General features: G+C 40.2%; 19 protein-coding genes and 2 pseudogenes. 5 read left to right on the top strand and 16 right to left on the bottom strand.

Features of this window, described 5'->3' with window-relative positions:
• Positions 1-13: 13 nt before the first annotated feature.
• Positions 14-343, bottom strand: coding sequence for a hypothetical protein (locus NLP_RS16680; RefSeq protein WP_104907373.1), 330 nt, complete (start codon positions 341-343; stop codon positions 14-16).
• 202 nt (positions 344-545) lie between these two features.
• Complete coding sequence (locus NLP_RS16675) at positions 546-947, bottom strand: fasciclin domain-containing protein (RefSeq protein ID WP_104907372.1); 402 nt, start codon at positions 945-947, stop codon at positions 546-548.
• 229 nt (positions 948-1,176) lie between these two features.
• Between NLP_RS16675 and NLP_RS16670 the strand changes: the two are divergent.
• Positions 1,177-1,422 (top strand): annotated as a pseudogene (locus tag NLP_RS16670) (ketopantoate reductase C-terminal domain-containing protein); the annotation flags it as partial.
• 58 nt (positions 1,423-1,480) lie between these two features.
• Entirely contained in the window at positions 1,481-1,846 is a 366-nt protein-coding gene (locus tag NLP_RS16665; protein ID WP_104907371.1) for a DOPA 4,5-dioxygenase family protein, read from the top strand.
• 515 nt (positions 1,847-2,361) lie between these two features.
• Here the strand turns inward: NLP_RS16665 and NLP_RS16660 are convergent.
• From NLP_RS16660 to NLP_RS34985, 5 genes are all read right to left on the bottom strand, one after another.
• Positions 2,362-2,667 carry a hypothetical protein gene (locus NLP_RS16660; protein ID WP_234016963.1) on the bottom strand — a complete coding sequence of 102 codons (306 nt, stop codon included), beginning with the start codon at positions 2,665-2,667 and terminating at the stop codon, positions 2,362-2,364.
• Between the two features lie 515 nt (positions 2,668-3,182).
• Positions 3,183-3,779: a dephospho-CoA kinase gene (coaE, locus tag NLP_RS16655; RefSeq protein WP_104907369.1), complete on the bottom strand. Its 597-nt coding sequence runs from the start codon at positions 3,777-3,779 to the stop codon at positions 3,183-3,185.
• 123 nt (positions 3,780-3,902) lie between these two features.
• Positions 3,903-5,492 (bottom strand): uroporphyrinogen-III C-methyltransferase, encoded by a 1,590-nt coding sequence (gene cobA, locus NLP_RS16650; RefSeq protein WP_104907368.1) that lies wholly within the window; start codon positions 5,490-5,492, stop codon positions 3,903-3,905.
• Positions 5,493-5,564: 72 nt separating this feature from the next.
• The gene (locus NLP_RS16645) at positions 5,565-6,791 is read right to left on the bottom strand and encodes a tetratricopeptide repeat protein (protein ID WP_104907367.1); all 1,227 of its coding nucleotides are present in this window, start codon (positions 6,789-6,791) and stop codon (positions 5,565-5,567) included.
• A 325-nt stretch (positions 6,792-7,116) separates the two neighbouring features.
• Positions 7,117-7,260: a hypothetical protein gene (locus NLP_RS34985; RefSeq protein WP_234016962.1), complete on the bottom strand. Its 144-nt coding sequence runs from the start codon at positions 7,258-7,260 to the stop codon at positions 7,117-7,119.
• A gap of 311 nt (positions 7,261-7,571) precedes the next feature.
• On the opposite strand from NLP_RS34985, the gene NLP_RS16635 reads away from it, so the two are divergent.
• Positions 7,572-9,314: a mechanosensitive ion channel family protein gene (locus NLP_RS16635; RefSeq protein WP_104907366.1), complete on the top strand. Its 1,743-nt coding sequence runs from the start codon at positions 7,572-7,574 to the stop codon at positions 9,312-9,314.
• 100 nt (positions 9,315-9,414) lie between these two features.
• On the opposite strand, the gene NLP_RS16630 is transcribed toward NLP_RS16635, so the two are convergent.
• The 9 genes and pseudogenes from NLP_RS16630 to NLP_RS16595 all read right to left on the bottom strand — a co-directional run bounded on the left by NLP_RS16630 (position 9,415) and on the right by NLP_RS16595 (position 16,536).
• On the bottom strand, positions 9,415-10,986 hold the full coding sequence (locus NLP_RS16630; RefSeq protein ID WP_104909898.1) for a Na+/H+ antiporter: 1,572 nt from the start codon (positions 10,984-10,986) through the stop codon (positions 9,415-9,417).
• Positions 10,987-11,079: 93 nt separating this feature from the next.
• The gene (locus tag NLP_RS16625; protein WP_104907365.1) at positions 11,080-11,649 is read right to left on the bottom strand and encodes a DUF3611 family protein; all 570 of its coding nucleotides are present in this window, start codon (positions 11,647-11,649) and stop codon (positions 11,080-11,082) included.
• A 75-nt stretch (positions 11,650-11,724) separates the two neighbouring features.
• Entirely contained in the window at positions 11,725-13,080 is a 1,356-nt protein-coding gene (locus tag NLP_RS16620) for a DUF2254 domain-containing protein (protein ID WP_104907364.1), read from the bottom strand.
• Positions 13,080-14,084, bottom strand: a complete 1,005-nt coding sequence (locus NLP_RS16615) for a mechanosensitive ion channel family protein (RefSeq protein ID WP_104907363.1) — start codon at positions 14,082-14,084, stop codon at positions 13,080-13,082. Before NLP_RS16615 ends, NLP_RS16620 begins: the two co-directional genes overlap by 1 nt.
• A gap of 32 nt (positions 14,085-14,116) precedes the next feature.
• Positions 14,117-14,542, bottom strand: a pseudogene (locus tag NLP_RS16610) (potassium channel protein); the annotation flags it as partial.
• Positions 14,543-14,614: 72 nt separating this feature from the next.
• Positions 14,615-14,704 carry a PAS domain-containing protein gene (locus NLP_RS34980; RefSeq protein WP_234017365.1) on the bottom strand — a complete coding sequence of 30 codons (90 nt, stop codon included), beginning with the start codon at positions 14,702-14,704 and terminating at the stop codon, positions 14,615-14,617.
• Positions 14,705-14,778: 74 nt separating this feature from the next.
• Positions 14,779-14,943, bottom strand: coding sequence for a hypothetical protein (locus NLP_RS34975; RefSeq protein ID WP_234016961.1), 165 nt, complete (start codon positions 14,941-14,943; stop codon positions 14,779-14,781).
• A 102-nt stretch (positions 14,944-15,045) separates the two neighbouring features.
• Positions 15,046-15,519: a tetratricopeptide repeat protein gene (locus NLP_RS16600; RefSeq protein ID WP_104907362.1), complete on the bottom strand. Its 474-nt coding sequence runs from the start codon at positions 15,517-15,519 to the stop codon at positions 15,046-15,048.
• 3 nt (positions 15,520-15,522) lie between these two features.
• A complete protein-coding gene (locus NLP_RS16595) occupies positions 15,523-16,536 on the bottom strand; it encodes a homogentisate phytyltransferase (protein WP_104907361.1) in 1,014 nt (337 codons plus the stop codon).
• A 233-nt stretch (positions 16,537-16,769) separates the two neighbouring features.
• Here NLP_RS16595 and NLP_RS16590 point away from each other — a divergent pair, with 233 nt between their 5' ends.
• Complete coding sequence (locus NLP_RS16590) at positions 16,770-17,051, top strand: glutaredoxin family protein (protein ID WP_104907360.1); 282 nt, start codon at positions 16,770-16,772, stop codon at positions 17,049-17,051.
• 53 nt (positions 17,052-17,104) lie between these two features.
• Entirely contained in the window at positions 17,105-18,607 is a 1,503-nt protein-coding gene (locus NLP_RS16585; RefSeq protein WP_104907359.1) for a UDP-N-acetylmuramoyl-L-alanyl-D-glutamate--2,6-diaminopimelate ligase, read from the top strand.
• Positions 18,608-18,736: the final 129 nt, after the last annotated feature.

Raw genomic sequence — 18,736 nt, 5'->3', positions numbered from 1 at the left:
CGCCCGATAAACTTCAGTTGGAAAGACTAGGACTGTTACTGTAGCGTCTTTGAAAAAGAATTGCTGCCAAATTAGCCACCAAACAGGTGATTGCTAGCCACAGCAAGATATAAGTAGGAGCCATCACCACGCCAATCATGAACCAAGTATATACGTGCAATATCATTACAGAAGCGAAAAAGCCAGCAATTCCAGCAGATTGCCACACTTGATACGATGGGCGACGTAAGGCTACTAGGCTCATCGTTAAAATTGTGACAATCAAGTTTGCTGGTACAAGAAACGCACAAATACCTATACAGTTACCACGAGAGAACTCTACTAAGGTGTTAAAATCGAGCATTAATTTTCTTGGGATAGATGTTAGCTTTTTAGGAACTTAATTTATTTTAAAATAACTAAATTTACATTAACAGATGAGTGAGTAATCACATTGCAAACATAACATAAATTAAAATATTGAGTCGCATTTTGATACTACTCAATAGTTAGTTAATTATAAAGATTTTGGATAAGTAGGGTGGAAAACACCCACCCTAGCTGAATTAACCTGGTAAAATCACTGTATCAATAACGTGTACCACACCATTGTCAGCTTCAATATCTGCTGCTAAAACTGTGGCATTTTTAACTTCAAAACCATTAGAAGAATCAATTTTAATGGGTGAACCTTCTACAGAATTAACCGTACCGAGTTGTGCCAAATCAGTTTTTAGTAGCTTTCCTGGAACGACATGATACTTTAGAATACGCGTTAGCTGGGGAATGTTTTGTAACAGAGTTTGGATAGTTCCCGCTGGTAACTTGGCAAAAGCATCGTCATTTGGTGCAAAAACAGTGAACGGCCCAGGACTTTTTAATGTTTCTACTAAACCAGCAGCCTGTACAGCTGCCACCAGTGTTTTAAACGACTCAGCCGTAACTGCAATATCAACAATATCAGCCATATATCTTACCTAAATCTCTGCAAAAGATTTTAAAGGATAATAAACCTATTTTAAGTTTTATTAAACAAAATAAATTTAAAATCAGGCGTTGAATAAACTACACCTAGACGCGTACTCCCGTCAGACATCACCTTATGATGTTTCTAGGAAAATTCCGTTATAGAAAAAATGTCCGATCGCACGTATGCCATTCTGGGAACTGGAGCATTAGGTGGATTCTATGGCGCATTTACTACTAGCACGTTGGAAAAAGCTGGTGTGGAATATCCCGTACAATGGGCTTTCTGTGATTCTCAACCCTAGAACAGATGAATTAATGGCGCATGAGTACACTAGCAAGTTAGTTGAACAGTTGATGTATGAAGTAGCGGCGGGGGCAAAAAGTTATGGGCGGACGATCAGCGATCGCTTCATTCAAACAATGCTCGATTATACTGTCAAAATGACACCTTACCGCCCTAGCATGAAAATTGACTAAGACGAAAGAAAAAGTCTGCTACCCAAAATCAAAGTTGAGAGCGAAAAGTGGATCTATGAAAGAAGATACTATCGAGATCGCCGGTTTTCATGCTCATGTTTACTTCGATCCTGAGAGTCGGGATGTAGCTGCGCGTGTACGCGAAGGATTAGGCGCTAGGTTTGACGTGCAACTCGGACGCTGGTTTGACAAGCCCATCGGCCCCCACCCAAAAGCAATGTATCAAGTTGCTTTCTTACCGAATCAGTTTGATAAAGTCGTTCCCTGGTTAATGCTCAATCGTGACGGATTGGATATCCTCGTCCACCCTGAGACAGGCGATGCTGTGACAGACCACGCAGTTCATTCGCTATGGTTAGGAGAAAAGCTAGATTTGAATATTGAGTTTCTTCGACAGCTCAGTCCGACTTTATCCAATTAAGAAAAGTCAACGTGGCAACATCCAAGCGGCACAATAGTCAAAACTAATCTTCTGAGAAATGTAATCGATCAAAAAGAAGTTGCTACTCAGTTCCCCCTTAATCAGAGGATAATTGTATCAGGAGAGCAAAGTAGAAAAGTTAGAACTACGCTAGCTACCAACATCACAAAATTAGCTGTTCTCGGTTGAGTGAGGTATAAAAACTTTACTCCCTTCATACAGCAGATTTCAACTCGGTGAGGTATAAAAATATCCCACCCGCGCTATCGTGCATCCTCCCCTTGGTAAGAAGAGGGTTGGGGAGGGGTGTACCTCATGTATCTGCAAAAACCTGTAACAAGCGAGGAGCAGACTATGATGTACCTTACTTCTACTATTATCTAGTAAGAGAAGGAGAATCGTGTAGATAATTGGTCTTTAAAGACGCGATAAATAGCGTCTCTACATCGGGATTTTGTTGCTCATTCTGAACTTTATTGAACTCTATAATTGAAGCAACTGATTGACTTTAATATTTAGTCATTCGGTATTTGCTTGAGTAAAGCTGTCCACATATCAGATGGAGCGGAGTAGTAATCAATTTCTTCAACTTGATATTGATAAGATTCACAACCTTCTCGTAAAATAATGCGATCGCAGGCTTTAACGCGTTTCCCTACTCCAGTCATGTACCCGATTGTTCCTTCATTGAGGCGCTCAAATATGTAGTCGCCTCCACAAACTTGTTGTCTGTAATCATGGATTTTCTTCTTTTGTTTTAATTCTGCTACTGGAGAGATAACCACAGCTAATTTATTTAAAAAACTAAAACTTAAGTTCATACCTGTCCTCATCAAAGACATAAGTGAGTTCTCCCAAAGAAGAAATCTATAACAAAGAGTTCTGGACTCTAGGTGAATCTAAATCTCTTTCAATCACCAATCCAGAATTGAACAGGTGGACAATCTAGTTAGTAATTAACCACATTGACAGCTAGTAAAGGCAATTTATCACCCAATGTCTAATTAAGCAGTTCGTTGAAAAGGTACTTAAATAATAATTTTAAAAGAATATCAATGATTTGAAATTATTTTTTCTTCAATCTTAATCTTTAGTTATTAATGTTTGAATTAATGTTTGAATTAATGTTTGAATTTACTCAATGATATCTTTTGTCCAGCAACCATTTAAATTTACAGTACTATCAATTGCAGCTTCAACTGTAAAATCACCGAATTATTGGACAATAATAGGTTAGATGTCACATTTTTTTACTTAACTAGACATCTCCAAAAATTTATAAAGCTTTTATGTCTTGAGAATGTCATCTATGTATCTTTTTTAAGATAAATAGCATCTAGTCCTTACTAGTAGTTTTTAGGGCTACATCTACGTGCTCTAGTAATACTTCTAGGGTGAAGGAGTTATCTAAAACAACATCTGCATGAGCCACTTTTTCTTCGATAGATAATTGGCTATTAATCCTGGCACGTGCCTGTTTTCTATTTAAATGGTTTCGTTGTATCAATCTTTGTAGTTGTTGCTCTTGGGAACAACGCACTACCCAGATTTCAGTTACCAAATCAGTCATTCCCGCTTCAAATAATAGAGGCACTACTAACACCAGTGTTTGTGAGGAAGACTGAGCAATTGCTTTGAGAAAGCGATCGCGCACATCAGGATGAATCAAATTGTCTATCCAGTTGCGTTCATCTTGGCGATTAAAGATAATTTCACCTAGCTTTTGACGGTTGAGGCTGCTATCTGGTAGTAAAATTTGTTCACCATAACGTTGAGCGATCGCACCCAGAATCGGCGAACCTAAAGATACTGCCTCTCTAGCATAAATATCTGCATCCAAAATCGGCAGGTTATAAGTGCTAGCTAAATAATTGGTGACAGTGGTTTTGCCTGTGGCAATACCTCCGGTTAAACCGATTATACGTTTTGTCATTTGTCATTTGTCATTTGTCATTTGTCAGTAGTTATTCTCCTCTGCTCCCCCGGTTACTGAGCGCAGTCGTTGGCGCAGCCTCTCGTAGAGAAGTATGCTTCTCTGCCTCCCTTGCTCTCTCATCTAAGAATTTGCCGCCCATGCGATCAGTGCTTGGGTTAAACCATCTAAAGTATATTCTTGGGCTTCTATATCCACACGTCCAAATAAATCATGGCAAGTTTTGGAGGTTTGGGGGCCGATAGAGGCAATACAAACTCCCTCTAAGAATTGGCTAGCATCAGAGTTGTTGGGAAATATATTATTAGTAAGTTGACAGAAAAATTGTACAGTTTTAGAACTGGCAAAGGTGATCGCATCTACTTTGCGGTTTTGGAGAGCTAACTTTGCCGCAGGTGGAATACTACTAGGACAACAAGATTGATATGCCGCAACTTCTATCACCTTTGCTCCCTTGAGAGTTAATTCCTTAACTAAGACTTCTCTGCCGCCGCTTTCAACTCTGGGAAATAAAACCTTTTTACCATCTAATTTATCTGGGAAACTTTCCACTAAAGAATCGGCAACAAAGTTAGGGGGAATAAAATCTGGTTGGAGAGAGCGTTGTTTGAGACTTTGGGCTGTTTTCTCACCAACGACGGCAATTTTAATGCCAGCTAAGGCACGGCTATCTTTACCTTGGGTAGTTAGCCTTTCAAAAAAGTAGTCTATGCCATTGGTAGAAGTGAGAATTAACCAGTCGAAGTCAGACAAATGAGCGATCGCACGATCCAAAGCTTCCCAACTGGAGGGCGGGCCGATTTCTAAGGTAGGCATTTCGATGACTGTTGCACCTGATGCAATGAGGCGATCGCTAAATTGACTCGATTGGCCAACTGAACGTGTCACCAAGATCATTTTACCAGTAAGGGGAGATAGGGGAAAATTGCTTGACATAGCAGGGGGGCTAAAAGTTTTGGCTGTAGTCGAAACCTGACAATCTATTTTCTCAGGTTGTAAGTACTTACGTAGCCCAACAACTTCGCCAATTACAATTACCGCCGGGGAAAGGGATAATCCGGTGGTTTGTTCTATAATATTGCCCAGTTGCGCTGTCCAAATTTGTTGTTCGGGAGTTCCTGCCCAACGGATGATCGCAATGGGTGTTAAGTGCGATCGCCCATGCTGCACCAGTTGATCTACAATCTCTGGTAGATGTCGCCCTCCCATCAAAATTACCAGTGTCTCTAACCGTGAGAGTGCCTCCCAGTCTAAAACCTCTGGTTCGTGAGCTGTAAGCACTGCAAAAGTGCGGCTTAAAACCGGATCTGTGAGGGGAATTCCTGCCAACAAAGGTGCTGCAAGGGCTGAGGAAATTCCTGGTACTAGTTCAAAATCACAACCGGATGCTTTCAACGCTTCAATTTCGGAAGTGCAACGCCCAAAAATCAACGGATCGCCTGATTTGAGCCGTATAACTTGTTTTCCTTGCAGACAGTGCTTTACCAGTAACTTGTTAATCTGTGCTTGGCTTGTACTGGGTTTGCCACCGCGTTTGCCGACATCTAACTTCAGGCAATCATCTGGTACGCACTGCAATAATTGAGCATCTACTAAAGCATCGTAGACTAACACTTGAGCAGCAGCTAAGAGTTTGTCAGCTTTTACTGTTAGGTATGCCGCATCTCCAGGCCCAGCTCCTACGAGGTAGACTTTGCCCCTTTGTTTTGTCATTTGTCATTTATTAATAGTTCTTCTTCCCTGCTTCTTTGCTAGTCCCCAGTCCCCAATCCCCATGCCCCATATTCAATTCGTTTGGGTATTAATTTTTTGGATTAGCCGATCGACTTGCTCAACCATCTCCTTGTTTTTCTCAGCTTGGAATAATTCTCTGGCTTTTTTGAGATTAACGATCGCTTCTTTTGGCTGTTGTTGTCTTCCTAAAGTGATTCCCAAATTATAGTAAGTGAATGCATCGTTGGGGACGAGGCTAATGGCTTTTTTGTAATGTGCGATCGCTTCTTCAGGTTTACCTCGATCGTCCATCGCATTTCCCAAACCTGTGTAAGCTTGTGCGTGTTTGGGATCGAGGCGAATCGCTTCGGTATAGTCGGCGATTGCTTCTGTTAGCTTGCCTTGAGCATAAAAAGCACTTGCTAAATTATAGTGAGCGTCTGCATAGTTGGGAGCGAAGCTGATGGCTTTTTTGTAATGTGCGATCGCTTCTTCTAGTTTGCCTTGAGCGTATAGAGTATTTCCCAAGGCATTATAACCTGCTGGATTTTTCGGAGCGAGGCGAATGGATGCTGTATATTCGGCGATTGCTTCTGCTGGCTTTCCTTGAGCGTACAAGGCGTTTCCTAAGTAATAGTGAGCGTCTGCATAGTTAGGATCGAAGCTAATGGATTTTTTATACTGGGTAACTGCTTCTGCTAGCTCACCTCGATCGTACAGAGCATTTCCTAAACGCGTGTAAGTCGGTGCATAATCTGGTTTGAGGCGAATTGCTGCTGTATATTCGGTAACTGCTTCTGTTAGCTTGCCTTGAGCGTAGAGAGCATTTCCTAAGTTATAGTAAGCTTCTGCATATTTGGGTTCAAGGCTGATGGCTTTTTGATATTGTGCGATCGCAGCTTCTAACTGATTCAGTCTTGCTAAAGTCAAACCGAGATTAAAGTATGCTCTAGAGTCTTGAGGATCAAGGCTAATGGCTTTATTGTATTGGGCGATCGCTTCTTGTGGTTTACCTCGATCGTCGAGAGTATTTCCCAAGGCAATATAAGCTTGTGCAAAATTGGGTTCTAGTTCAATTGCCTTCCGAAAAGCCGCCTCTGCTCCTTTTAAATCTCCCTGTTTATAGAGATTGCTTCCTTGCTCGAAGTTAGCAACTGCGTTTTTGTTCCGAATAACTGCGGACTGAGTATTTTGAATTTTTGCTAAAATAATGCCAACATCTTTACCAAAGGCAGTATTCCCATTACTCAAACACAAGCAGATAATAGCTGCTACCAGTAGATTCTTGTTTCTCAGCATTTTTATTACCTTACCTGCTTGGTTTACATATAATATCAAGTTCGGCGGATTACCATCACAAAAATACCTCACCCTAGCCCCTCTCTACTGACTCTTCGGAGAGCAAAAACACAGCTTTGGCAGGATTCTAGCAGGAATTATAAGTGATTAAGCTAACTTGATACAAGTGTATTCTTAATTGTTCATTTGTATACAATATACATTTGGTGAAATTAATTATGCGTTATTCATAACCCTTGGGGAGATGTAACATTGCTACTTCTCCACATTCTTTTTCACCACATTTTTAATAGATGGTGCTTTATTAAGAGTAAAAAGTCGTTTTTTAGGTAATTACTGACACTTTTGTTTCCATAAGTTTAATAATGGCTGCAATTAATTCTTCTGGGTTAAGAGGTTTGGGTAAATCCATCTTAAACCCAGCTTTTAGGGCTTTTTCTTGGTGATCATTACTGGCAAAGGCAGTCAAGACAATTGCTGGAATTTGTCCACCTTATTCTGCTGTACGAGTTCTCACTTAATGTATTAACATATAGCCATTTATATCAGGGATAACCCGGATTATCGCTGCTGAAATGCTTATTTCATATACATTTTTGCAGTTTCTGACCTACTTTTTTTATCTCTTTGTGATAAATCCGGGCAAGACTAGGTATTCTAACTAATAAATTCTTATATTGAGTTGTATTGCATTATGTAATTCATTGTATTGTATTCGGTAATTTATTGTTGTTTATTTTTTATTATAATTTATGATAATCTTCAAACAATCAACCATCTATGGTAAAGTATAGCAATAAAAAATATTTAATTTTTTTTCATAGATTTATTGTCATAGTGGTGATGTTATTTCTACTTATCACCACTATGACAATTAGTTACGCTCAAGAAAAAAACCTTATTGTTAATCAGACTCCAGAAGCTGTTAATAAGATAGATGGTACTCCTGTAATATTGGGAGACAAAACACTATTTATTATTAAAAAAAATGTCGGTTCTTTTTCTCCACAGGAGCGAGCACAAGCGGTTACGAATAGAATCGAAACAATAGCCAATGACCCATCTATTCCTGTTGATACTTTAAAAAGTTTAGACGAGGAAGATACTACAAATATTGTCTTAGGAGAGAAACTAATATTTACTATTACCGAGAATGATGCAAAAGCCGCAGGTAAAAGTAGACAGGAACTGGCTCAAGAATATATCAAAAAAATTAGTGGTTCTATCGCTAAGTATAGGAAAGACCGTAGTTTAAATTATATTTTAAAAGGTCTACTTTACAGTTTTCTTTCCACTCTAGGTTTATTTATATTTTTAAAAGTTTTTAATCAGATTTCCCCAAAAATCATTACTACATTACAGAATTGGCAAGGAATTAGAATTCCTGCCATCAGAATTCAAAATATCGAACTTTTACCTGTATCTAGAGTCAGCAATATTGTAACTAAAGTAGTGAAAATACTCCGGCTGATGATAATGTTAGGAGTTATATATATCTATGTTTCTTTAGTCTTAGGATTTTTCCCTTGGACGAAACAGCTTAGTTCTAAACTTGTTAGTTATTTTTTAGAAGCTCTCTATCAAAGTTGGTTAGCATTTGCAGCTTATTGTCCTAAACTGTTCGCCTTGGGATTGATTTTTTTTGTCACCTACTATATTTTGAAAATTATTAGACCAATATTTACAAGATTAGGTAATGGAAGTCTATCCATTTCCGGTTTTTATCCTGAGTGGGCAGAACCGACATATAAACTAGTATTCTCTTTAATCATTGCCTTAGCAATAGTACTGGCTTTTCCCTATCTACCAGGATTTGGTTCACCAGCTTTTCAAGGAATATCTGTGTTTTTAGGTATTTTGTTATCGTTAGGTTCTACAGCATTGGTTGCCAATATTGTCGCTGGAATTATTCTAATTTATACCCGTGCTTTTCAGATTGGCGATCGCATTAAAATTGGTGATGCTACTGGCGATATTGTGGAAAAGACTCTGTTAGTAACGCGAATTCGTACTATCAAGAATGTGATGATTACTATTCCTAACGGAAGTGTATTAACTAGCCAAATTATTAACTACAGCGCTCTTGGTCAAGACCCTAATTATCATTTAATTTTACACACTACAATAACGCTTGGCTATGATTTACCGTGGCGCAAAGTTCATCAAGTTTTGATTGATGCTGCGCTAGCAACCAAAGATATTTTAGCAAAGCCTGTTCCTTTTGTGTTCCAAACTAGTTTAGATGATTTCTATGTGAGCTATGAATTAAACGCCTATACTAATAAGCCAATGCTGATGGGGAGTATTTATTCACAACTACATCAAAGTATTCAAGATAAGTGTAATGAAGCAGGAATTGAAATTCTTTCTCCTCATTATTCGGCTATTCGGGATGGGAACCAAATTACTATACCAGAAAATTATCTGTCTCAAGATTATCAAGCACCGGGATTTCGTCTCTCTCCTCTGGATAATCTATTTAAGCAGTTCAACGAAAAAGATACACCTGAGTCGGGTGAATAATCAAAGTTCGACAAGTGAGGATAAATAACAGTCAACGAAGATAGCACCTAAAAAGTTTACAATCTTGTTAAGTGGCGATCGCTTACTATGCAGTATAGACTTATTCCTTCCCATCTACTCTGTCATAGTTTATTTGCAAAAAAGGTGAAAGTTCTTTATTTAACTTACCTGCGCGGACAAACTCAGCGTAGGTATCAGCTTCAATTGCCAGTAGTTCCCTTCGCAGTTCTTCGGTTGTAAATTCTTGTAAATTTGGGTATTCATCAAGTAACTTATCAATTTCTTCTTGCAAAAAGGTAATTTCTCCTAAAAGCAGCGTCTTCTGATATTGATAAAACTCTGGCTGAATTCCGGGACGCTTTTGTGCCGTTTCTAAATATTCCAGCGCCCTTTGGAGAGCAACTTGACGGGCAATTGCTTCCGTGTATTTTTGACGTAGCGGTTGCGAACCTAAAAGTTGGAGTTTCTCTAATAATGGTTGGATGGTTAAGCCTTGTACTAACAGGGTAAATAAAACTACTCCAAAGACTGTAGCAATAATTTCTTCCCTTTGCGGGAGTATGGCTGGTACACTCAAAGCCAGGGCAATGGAGACAGAGCCGCGTAGCCCACCCCACGTCAATACAGTTTGTTCAGATAAAGGAATTTGGGATTTAGCTAACCAGTTGCTAAGACTACTTAAAGCATAAATAGATACTGCCCGTCCCACAATCATCGCGACAATTGTGACTGCAATAGTTTTTAGGTTATCTCCTAAGACAGCAAAGCGAATTTGATCGCCAATTAAGAGAAAAACAATCGAATTCACAAAAAAAGCTAGAAATTCCCAAAATTCAGTGACAATGAACCGCGTGCGGGGGTTCATGCCGATGCGTGAGCCAAAGTTGCCTAAAATTAAAGCTGTGGTGACTACTCCCATCACGCCGGAACCACCCAAATATTCTGTAATTAGGTAAGTGCTGTAGGCAGAAACCAGTGTAAGGGATTGTTCTACTAATGGTAAGTCGAAACGTTGGGTTAGATAGGAAATACCAAACCCAATTAATCCTCCAACGCTGATACCAATGCCTACTACTTGAAAAAATTCTAATAAAGCAGACTGTAAATCAAGTTTGGCATTACCTAACGGCAGAGCAACTAATAAGCCAAAAGCCACAACCGCCATACCATCATTAAATAAACTTTCTCCTTCCATCAGCGTTCTTAGACGTTTGCTTGCTCCTAATTCCCGAAACAAAGCTGTTACCGAAACCGGATCGGTTGCTGATAGACTAGCTCCAACTAATAGAGCAATGCTCAGTTCAAGTCCAGCGAATTGATGAAGACCAAACGCTACTCCAGCGATAGAAATTATCACCCCAACTACTGCATACAGACAAATAGGTAATAAATCCCGCTTTAAGTCTGACCATTTCAAATTCCAAGCAGCTTCAAACAGCAGAGGCGGTAAGAAAATCATCAGAATTAATTCAGGAGAAAGATTAATCAATCGCACATTCAGGAATGCTAATCCTAATCCCACAATTACCAGTAATAATGTATAAGGGATGCGGCGAAACCAACTAAAAATTTGTGGTAATGTTGCTACACCCAAAGAGACAGAGAGTACTAGTAGAAATTGCTTGAGTTGTTCTGCAATCACAACTTCACCCGTGGTAGACTCTAAGACCATAAGGGGATTCCAGTTAAATAGAATATTTAGCATCAAGTAAAATAGAGAGATTATCAAACTCCCAACATTTTACCCCGATCGATACTGCACCTCTTACTCTTCTAACCAATAGAGTAGACCAAGAGAGGTAACTCCCCCAAAAAAGTGAGCGCCAATCATGTTGACGTTTGCTAACATTACAAAAATATCTAGCGAACGAATTACATTTTCTGGTTGATAAATTGCGACACCTTCAGGTTGTGCTACTGCTTTCCCCAATATAACTGTAACCGTCACTTCCGAAGCAATAAAAGCTATTAATAACCCTACTAAACTCACAATTAATCCAATTTTTAAACTTTTAATTACGTCTTCTTTTTTGGGATGGTTTTCAGAATTTGGTGTTTGTAAAAGTTTAGCCATTTTCTGATAACGCAAAGCCCAATAGACTCGAAAGCACAGCAATAAAATACTAGCAATAGCCAAAAATATGCCAAATCCTATACCTGCATTATTTGCTTGAGTGGTAATGTTACGACTAAAGCAGGCCAACAATACAGCAATGCCAGAAACACCACCAAGTACTAACTGTACCCAAAAACTAATTCGACTTACTAAACGAAAGATCGCAGCAAATTCTTGTTTTTTTGGTGAATGTGAAAATGGTTCTAAATTATTTAACATATATACCTCCTAAGTACATAATTGAATGAGTAGAGCTTGTTCTACCCACGCGATAACCGGGGTAAGCTTTCCAATTCAGACAATTCTTTTTTTGATTTCAGCTAAGGTCTGATTTTTTAAAGCTTGAATCGCACTGTCATATTGCTTTTGTACATCCTTGCGGTCTAGTTCTTCTGGTAAACCCTCTTGGCTACCGCGCAAAATCATCTCTGCATGACGCTGTAAAACTGCTTGGTATTTTAGATTGTTGGTGTAAGTTGCAATACTCGCGATCGCTTCCAATAAACGAATGGTTACTGATGCATCAGATCGTGCATATTGCCGAATTCCATTCAAGGCACCATCAACCAATCCCTCAAATGTCACCCCATAAGCGATCGCACGTAATTTATGATCTTCATCGTAACGGTAGGGTGAAGGAAAATCTTTTTGGGCTAAACGGGACAGTCCTGCTCCTAGTCTATCAACACAGCGAATTGCGGTAAATGGGTCATTGATCCCTGGAGAAAGCGCACGTAGGGCAATTTCTACTAACTGATCGATGGGAAACTCGATATCTTGCTGTTCGCTACGTTCTTTACCCAAAATAAAAGCATCATTGATTTGTTTGGTTAATTTTTTATTAACAAATTTACCAGGAAAAACCATAACTAAATCACTGTCCTTAACAATAAACTTTCCCGGTCGAGACTCGACGCGCAATAAAAGATTGTGTTTTTGGGCAATTTTGAGCAATTCTTCGTCGTCAATTGCTTGTATGTAACCATTATTATTAACTATTACAGGACTTGCAACGAAGTCAAAATTCTCAGGTATTTCTGGAACTTCTTGTCCGAATGGGCCACTACGTCCGATTTTTTTGGGAAACAAGCGATCGATGGCTTTATCTAAGTCATCACTAACGTTTTCGATGATGTGCGAAGCCTGAATTATTTTGGAGGCATGATCGATAAAATAAATCAACACTGCTATGCTAATAATTGCAAGTAGAATACCGCACGTAATCGAAATTTGTGGTACAAACCGACTATATCCATCTCCTTCACCATGAACAGTCCGAAGTATGAGCAAGCAGTAGATGAACGTACTTATAAATGTACCAAGGACAACTTGATTACCAGTGTCCTGCATGAAATTACGCAGTAGACGGGGGCCAAAATTGGAAGCAGCTAACTGAAGCGCCACGGTTGTAATTGAAAAGACAGTAGCAGCAACGCTAATCATTGAACCTGCAACTGTTCCTAAAAGCGATCGCGCTCCATCTGCTCCACCAGTGTAGCTCCACCAATAATTAATATTTGCTTTACCTGTGCGATCGAGCATTAACATTGTGAATGCCAACGCAGTGGTAATTATAGCCATAATTGAGGGAATGAACCAGTAACTTGAGTGGAGCGTATCCCAAAGTTTGTTCAGTTTGACATTTTTCATTATTCATTATTCACCTTTGTAGAATCTACCTTACCATTACCATCATCTTGCTTTTGAGCAAGTAACTTGAGAGAATCTGTAATCCGATGTGGCTCCGGGACTTCCCCTTTACCGGAAGGCCAACCTTCACGCTGACGCGATCTGTTTCCATCCGTCTCTTCGGTCTGGTCGTGGAATAGAATTTGTTGAGTTGGGAAAGGCAAATCAATGCCATTTGCAACAAGGGTTTTCTTAATTGCAGTAATCACCTTGTCCCGCGAAGTCAGACTATCTGCTCGTCGTGGTGGATTAATCCACCAGCGCACCCGGATGTTAACATTGCTTCCGGCTAGTTCCATAGCCAGTACATCAGGAGCCGGATCTTTTAAAACCTCATCTATACTATGCACTGCGTCTAACATCAACTGCTTGGCTTGGTCAATGTCATCGCCGTAGCCAATGCCGACATCATACTCCAATCGGCGGTTATCAAAGGCAGTGTTTACAGTTACCGAATTAGTAAATAACTCAGAGTTAGGAATGACAATCCGCCTACCGTCATAAGTTCTAATTGTTGTTGCACGTGTCTGGATATTTTCGACAGTTCCCTCAAAGTTTTTGAATACTATTTGGTCATCAATTTGAAAAGGTTCAGTTAGCAGAATTAGAATCCCAGCTAAAAAGTTTTGCAGAATATCGCGGAAGGCAAAACCAATCGCAACACCGCTAATTCCTAACAGTTGAACTAAATCACTTACTTTAAACGAGGGAATCAAAATGGAAAGGGCGATAAACAATCCAATCAAAACTGTCACCCCCTGCGCTAACCTTCCTAGCACTAATCCTAGATTCCGAGCAGAGCGACGATTGCGAGTCAACTGCTTGACCAGTACCTTAATTCTGCTAGCAATAAACAAAAATAAAATGAAGACAATTAATCCTAATACAATATTTGGTAGCAAAGCTATGAAACCGTTGACCATGCTTTGAACCGTGTCCCAAGCTGAAGAAATTGCTATTTTCATTAACTTTCTTTACTAATTAATTTTTACTAACATCAACGCTCTAAATTCTGATGCAATAATTCTGGAATTTCTCCCTGAAGCAGTTGAATCGATTTCGCTCCAGCTAACTCTGCTTCATCATCATCAGTATCACACCAATAAAGAACGTCGCTAAAATCGGAGTTACGTAGCTAAACACGGCAAACGCATATAATGCTCAGAAAAAATAAAGTACCCTTCCTTCTGGCGTTTTGGGCCAATACTCAGAACCCATTGTCTTCATTAGCATTGCTGTCATACCATAAAGCACTGCCATAATTGTGCAGCCCTGATTCCACAGGAACTTCGTTTTCAAAAGTATACATCCTTGCTGCTCCTACTAAAGTAACAATCATTGTTAACGTGACAATATAACCAAATTCTCGACGGCTAATATTTGCAGCTAAAACCCGCGTTCCTCGGTTAGCACGAGTCATAACTGCTCGTTCTTCAAGTTGTTGTTTTTGTTAGTGGATATCTGTACAGGTTCCAAACCACTTTACTACAAAACCTTACTCATCTTTGAGTGGTAAACCTCGCGCTAGCTGCCAACGATAGGAGCCATCAGTAGCTCGTTTAAAGCGATATTCATTATTATATATAGTGCTATTTTTTACAGCATCAGACTAGACCTTATCAGCACTTGTAAGCGTTCAGCTATTTGGGTTTGAAGTTCTTAATTTGCTTGTTCTAATTGAGTGGGGCTAGAAAATGCCAGTGCTTGGGGAACTAGATATACAAGTTTTACTGCTGTAATTAAAGATATTGTGGCTATTATCACTTTGACAAACCCTGATAACCAATAGGTTGGATTGTATTGGGACATAATTACGGCAGACATTGGTAAATTCCAAAATAAAAACCATTCCCATCATGATGATGAGAATGGCAAAAAATTAGGAGACACAACAAGAAAATTTAATCTCTGCAATTCTCATGAAAGTTAAGATTCGCTTGACTTAGCACTGATTTTATCTAACAGTTGAGTGATTTTTTTAGCTTTTTCTAGTTGGCGTTGTTTTTGCAATAAATCTTTAGCTTGTAACAGGTTAGTTTGAGCTTCTTCTTCTCGCTCATGCTGCATGAGGATATTAGCGAGACGCAAGTAAGCATCAGGATTTTTCGGGCTGCGGCGAATCACTTCTCGGAATAATTCTGTTGCTTCCTCTACTTGTCCTTGCTGGTTTAAAACGTCTCCCAAAAACAAGCGCACTACGTCATTTGTAGAGTTGATGGAAATCACTTTGCGAAAAGCTGCTTCTGCGCCTTGGTAATCTTTTGCTTGGGCAAGATTGATGCCTTTTTGAAACAAGTCTGAGGTGATCAAAGTTTTCCAAGCGAAATAGCCAAGGATTGATAGACTCAGAACAACTACAACAGCAGCGATAATCGAACTAGTGGGAAAGGTTTCTAGCATTGTCTAAGCCAAAAGACAGGCGATAGGAAAAATCAGATATTCCATAAAAAAGAGTTTCCAGATAAATTGGTAGAATTGAGCGATCGCACTTTTATCTTGTAAGTCTACCGTCAAACTCCGCAACCACAGCCAAGCCAACAGTCCCAAATGAGTAACTACCAGGAATATGGCGTTAACTGAGGCGACGTGTAGCACCCCAACCATAATTATTCCCAGATAACAGGCAGTTATTACCCAAAGAGACAGATTGAACACAGCTTGGGGACCAAGTTTGATGGTGAAAGTAGTAATATTGTAGAGGCGATCGCCTTCCATATCGGGGATATCTTTAAAGATAGCGATCGCAAAGGTAAACACCAAAATAAATAATGTCAACACCCATACCACAGGCGGAATTGTTTGGCTTTGTTGCAACGCCCAACTGTAATGCAGATATAGCCCTAAGTTAACAATCGTACCGCGCACCGAAAAAATACACAGCGCCGCCCAAACCGGGAACTGTTTTAAGCGAATTGGCGGTAAAGAATAAGCAGTACCAATAGCCAAGCTAATTGCTACCATACCCAATAAGAACGGGCCAGTTAGCCACGCCACAACCAGCGCCAAAATCCCAGTAGAAGCGACAATTAATTGCCCAGTTTGCTGGGAAAATTCCCCAGACGCTAAGGGTAAATGAGGCTTATTAATCTTGTCAATTTCCACATCTTCTAATTGATTCAACCCCACAATGTAGACATTGCCACACAGACAACCAATCCATGCACCGAAGACAGGGAGTAGGGAATACGTAGAGACAAGATTCATCGCGTTTGTAGAGACGCGATTCATCGCGTCTGTAGAGATATGATTAATCGCGTCTCTACTTATAGCAATGGCAATTAAATATAAACCCAAAACACTCAGACTTGTACCAATAATTGTGTGAGGGCGAGAGAATTTCCAGAAGGCATATAACCACTGGAAATATGATTGAACAGGTTTGCCTGGTAAAGGGCTGTTTTGAGAACTTTGGCTCATGAGTAGCTTAAATACAGTATTCTGGCTGGTTGTTAATCATTGTCACAGAATTTGGTCATTAGACTTCTTTCATGAATCAAAGAGCTTTCATCCTAAATTCCTCTCCCAAGCTTGGGAGAGGGACTTTGAAATTGTCTACCCTTCTCCTCCGTGCCCTCTGCGGTAGCCTGCGACCAGCCGAAGCGTCTACGTTATTCTAAACTTATAACTTCTTGCGCCAACTCAAATAAAGAATGCGATTAATTTTATACAGTAAACCCGGCTGTCATTTATGTGAAGGCTTGCAAGAAAAGCTAGAACAAATCCAAAATCTCAGTTTCGAGTTGAAAATTAGGGATATTACGACTCGTGAAGATTGGTTTGCTGCGTATGAGTATGAAGTGCCGGTACTTTATTTATCGAACTACAGAGGCACAGAGGATGAGGAGGGAAGTGAGAAATTATTGCCGCGTCCTTCTCCTCGTGCTAGCGTGCAACAGTTGGAGCAAATGTTGCGTAAATATTTAGCCAATTAGAAAAAAATAATGCAGAATAAGCGCAAGATTGAGAATGTGACGAGGTTCACAAAATGAAATTGCGGGAATTACTAACAGCGGTAGACAGTGTTGAGCAATTGCCTAATTATCCAACTTTGGAAGATGTGGAAGTTAGGGGTTTAAAGACGAATTCCCATGCTTGTCGTGTGGGAGATTTGTTTATTGGGATGCCAGGAACGCGGGTTGATGGTGGGGAATTTTGGCAAAGTGCGATCGCATCGGGGGCGGTAGCTGCGATCGTTTCTCCCGAAGCTGCACAAAAAAATCCTCCCACAAATCAGGCTGTGGTCATTAGTGCAAGTAACATCACTCAAGCTTGTGCCCAGATAGCCAGTGCTTTTTACGGTTATCCAGGGCGAAAACTCCAGCTGGTAGGCGTAACTGGTACAAATGGTAAAACTACAACTACTCATCTAATTGAATTTCTACTCAACAAAGCTAATTTAGCTACAGCTTTGATGGGAACTCTCTACACTCGTTGGGCAGGTTTTGAGCAAACTGCTGCCCACACTACCCCTTTTGCAGTGGAACTGCAACAGCAGCTAGCAGAGGCGGTAAAGGCTGGGAGTGAGTTCGGGGTAATGGAAGTCAGTTCTCACGCTTTGTCCCAAGGTAGAGTGTTGGGGTGTGAATTTGAGGTGGCGGTATTTAGTAATCTTACTCAAGACCATCTCGACTATCACAGCGATATGGAAGATTACTTTGCTGCCAAAGCGTTATTATTTAGTCCTAATTATCTCAAAGGACGGGCAATAATTAATGCTGATGATTCTTACGGGAAGCAGTTAATTGCGTCGTTGGATTCCGAACGGGTTTGGAGTTACAGCGTCAACGACAACAGCGCTGATTTCTGGATGAGCGATTTAAGTTACCAGCCAAATGGTGTTAGTGGGACATTACATACACCAAAAGGTGACGTGGCTTTTCAATCGCCCCTAGTCGGACAATATAATTTAGAAAATCTTTTAGCAGCCGTAGGAGCAGTTTTGCACTTAGGGCTAGATTTGGAGTTAGTGGCAAATGTAATACCTGAGTTCCCTGGAGTTCCCGGACGGATGGAACGGGTACAGATTAGTCCCGATCAAGATATTAGCGTGATTGTGGATTATGCCCACACACCCGATAGCTTGGAAAATTTATTGAAAGCTGCACGTCCGTTTATACCTGGCAAAGTGATTTGTGTATTTGGTTGTGGAGGCGATCGCGATCGCACTAAGCGCCCAAAAATGGGTAAAATCGCTGCTGAGTTAGCTGATGTGGCAGTGGTGACATCAGATAATCCCCGGACTGAAGATCCAGAAAGGATTTTGCAAGATATTTTGGCGGGAATAGCTGACACAGTGCAGCCAACAGTAATTTGCGATCGGGCGATCGCAATTCGTACCGCTATTTTACAAGCACAACCCGGTGATGGAGTCTTGCTTGCTGGTAAAGGTCACGAAGACTACCAAATTCTCGGCACCGAAAAAATCCATTTTGACGACCGAGAACACGCACGCGACGCTTTACAGCAAAGACTTAACGTACAAGCTTAATTTGGGCATTGGGCATTGGGCATTGGGCATGAGTTATTCTCTTTGTCCCCCTTCTCCCCTTGTCCTCCACTCCCTTTTAGATAGAGTTTTTTATAGTTAATGTTTCTTTGCGTGGTGATTTTGTAAAAA

The sequence above is a fragment of the Nostoc sp. 'Lobaria pulmonaria (5183) cyanobiont' genome, assembly GCF_002949795.1.
Taxonomy (GTDB): Bacteria; Cyanobacteriota; Cyanobacteriia; order Cyanobacteriales; family Nostocaceae; genus Nostoc.
Note: the sequence above shows the minus strand (reverse complement) of the source record. Positions and strands in the feature narration are given on the sequence as shown.

Excerpts from the sequence above, each read along its gene's own strand:
- NLP_RS16680 (WP_104907373.1), bottom strand. The coding sequence starts at position 343 with ATGCTCGATTTTAACACCTTAGTAGAGTTCTCTCGTGGTAACTGTATA.
- NLP_RS16675 (WP_104907372.1), bottom strand. The coding sequence starts at position 947 with ATGGCTGATATTGTTGATATTGCAGTTACGGCTGAGTCGTTTAAAACA.
- NLP_RS16665 (WP_104907371.1), top strand. The coding sequence starts at position 1,481 with ATGAAAGAAGATACTATCGAGATCGCCGGTTTTCATGCTCATGTTTAC.
- NLP_RS16660 (WP_234016963.1), bottom strand. The coding sequence starts at position 2,667 with ATGAACTTAAGTTTTAGTTTTTTAAATAAATTAGCTGTGGTTATCTCT.
- coaE (WP_104907369.1), bottom strand. The coding sequence starts at position 3,779 with ATGACAAAACGTATAATCGGTTTAACCGGAGGTATTGCCACAGGCAAA.
- cobA (WP_104907368.1), bottom strand. The coding sequence starts at position 5,492 with ATGACAAAACAAAGGGGCAAAGTCTACCTCGTAGGAGCTGGGCCTGGA.
- NLP_RS16645 (WP_104907367.1), bottom strand. The coding sequence starts at position 6,791 with ATGCTGAGAAACAAGAATCTACTGGTAGCAGCTATTATCTGCTTGTGT.
- NLP_RS16635 (WP_104907366.1), top strand. The coding sequence starts at position 7,572 with ATGGTAAAGTATAGCAATAAAAAATATTTAATTTTTTTTCATAGATTT.
- NLP_RS16630 (WP_104909898.1), bottom strand. The coding sequence starts at position 10,986 with ATGGTCTTAGAGTCTACCACGGGTGAAGTTGTGATTGCAGAACAACTC.
- NLP_RS16625 (WP_104907365.1), bottom strand. The coding sequence starts at position 11,649 with ATGTTAAATAATTTAGAACCATTTTCACATTCACCAAAAAAACAAGAA.
- NLP_RS16620 (WP_104907364.1), bottom strand. The coding sequence starts at position 13,080 with ATGAAAAATGTCAAACTGAACAAACTTTGGGATACGCTCCACTCAAGT.
- NLP_RS16615 (WP_104907363.1), bottom strand. The coding sequence starts at position 14,084 with ATGAAAATAGCAATTTCTTCAGCTTGGGACACGGTTCAAAGCATGGTC.
- NLP_RS34975 (WP_234016961.1), bottom strand. The coding sequence starts at position 14,943 with ATGTCTGCCGTAATTATGTCCCAATACAATCCAACCTATTGGTTATCA.
- NLP_RS16600 (WP_104907362.1), bottom strand. The coding sequence starts at position 15,519 with ATGCTAGAAACCTTTCCCACTAGTTCGATTATCGCTGCTGTTGTAGTT.
- NLP_RS16595 (WP_104907361.1), bottom strand. The coding sequence starts at position 16,536 with ATGAGCCAAAGTTCTCAAAACAGCCCTTTACCAGGCAAACCTGTTCAA.
- NLP_RS16590 (WP_104907360.1), top strand. The coding sequence starts at position 16,770 with ATGCGATTAATTTTATACAGTAAACCCGGCTGTCATTTATGTGAAGGC.
- NLP_RS16585 (WP_104907359.1), top strand. The coding sequence starts at position 17,105 with ATGAAATTGCGGGAATTACTAACAGCGGTAGACAGTGTTGAGCAATTG.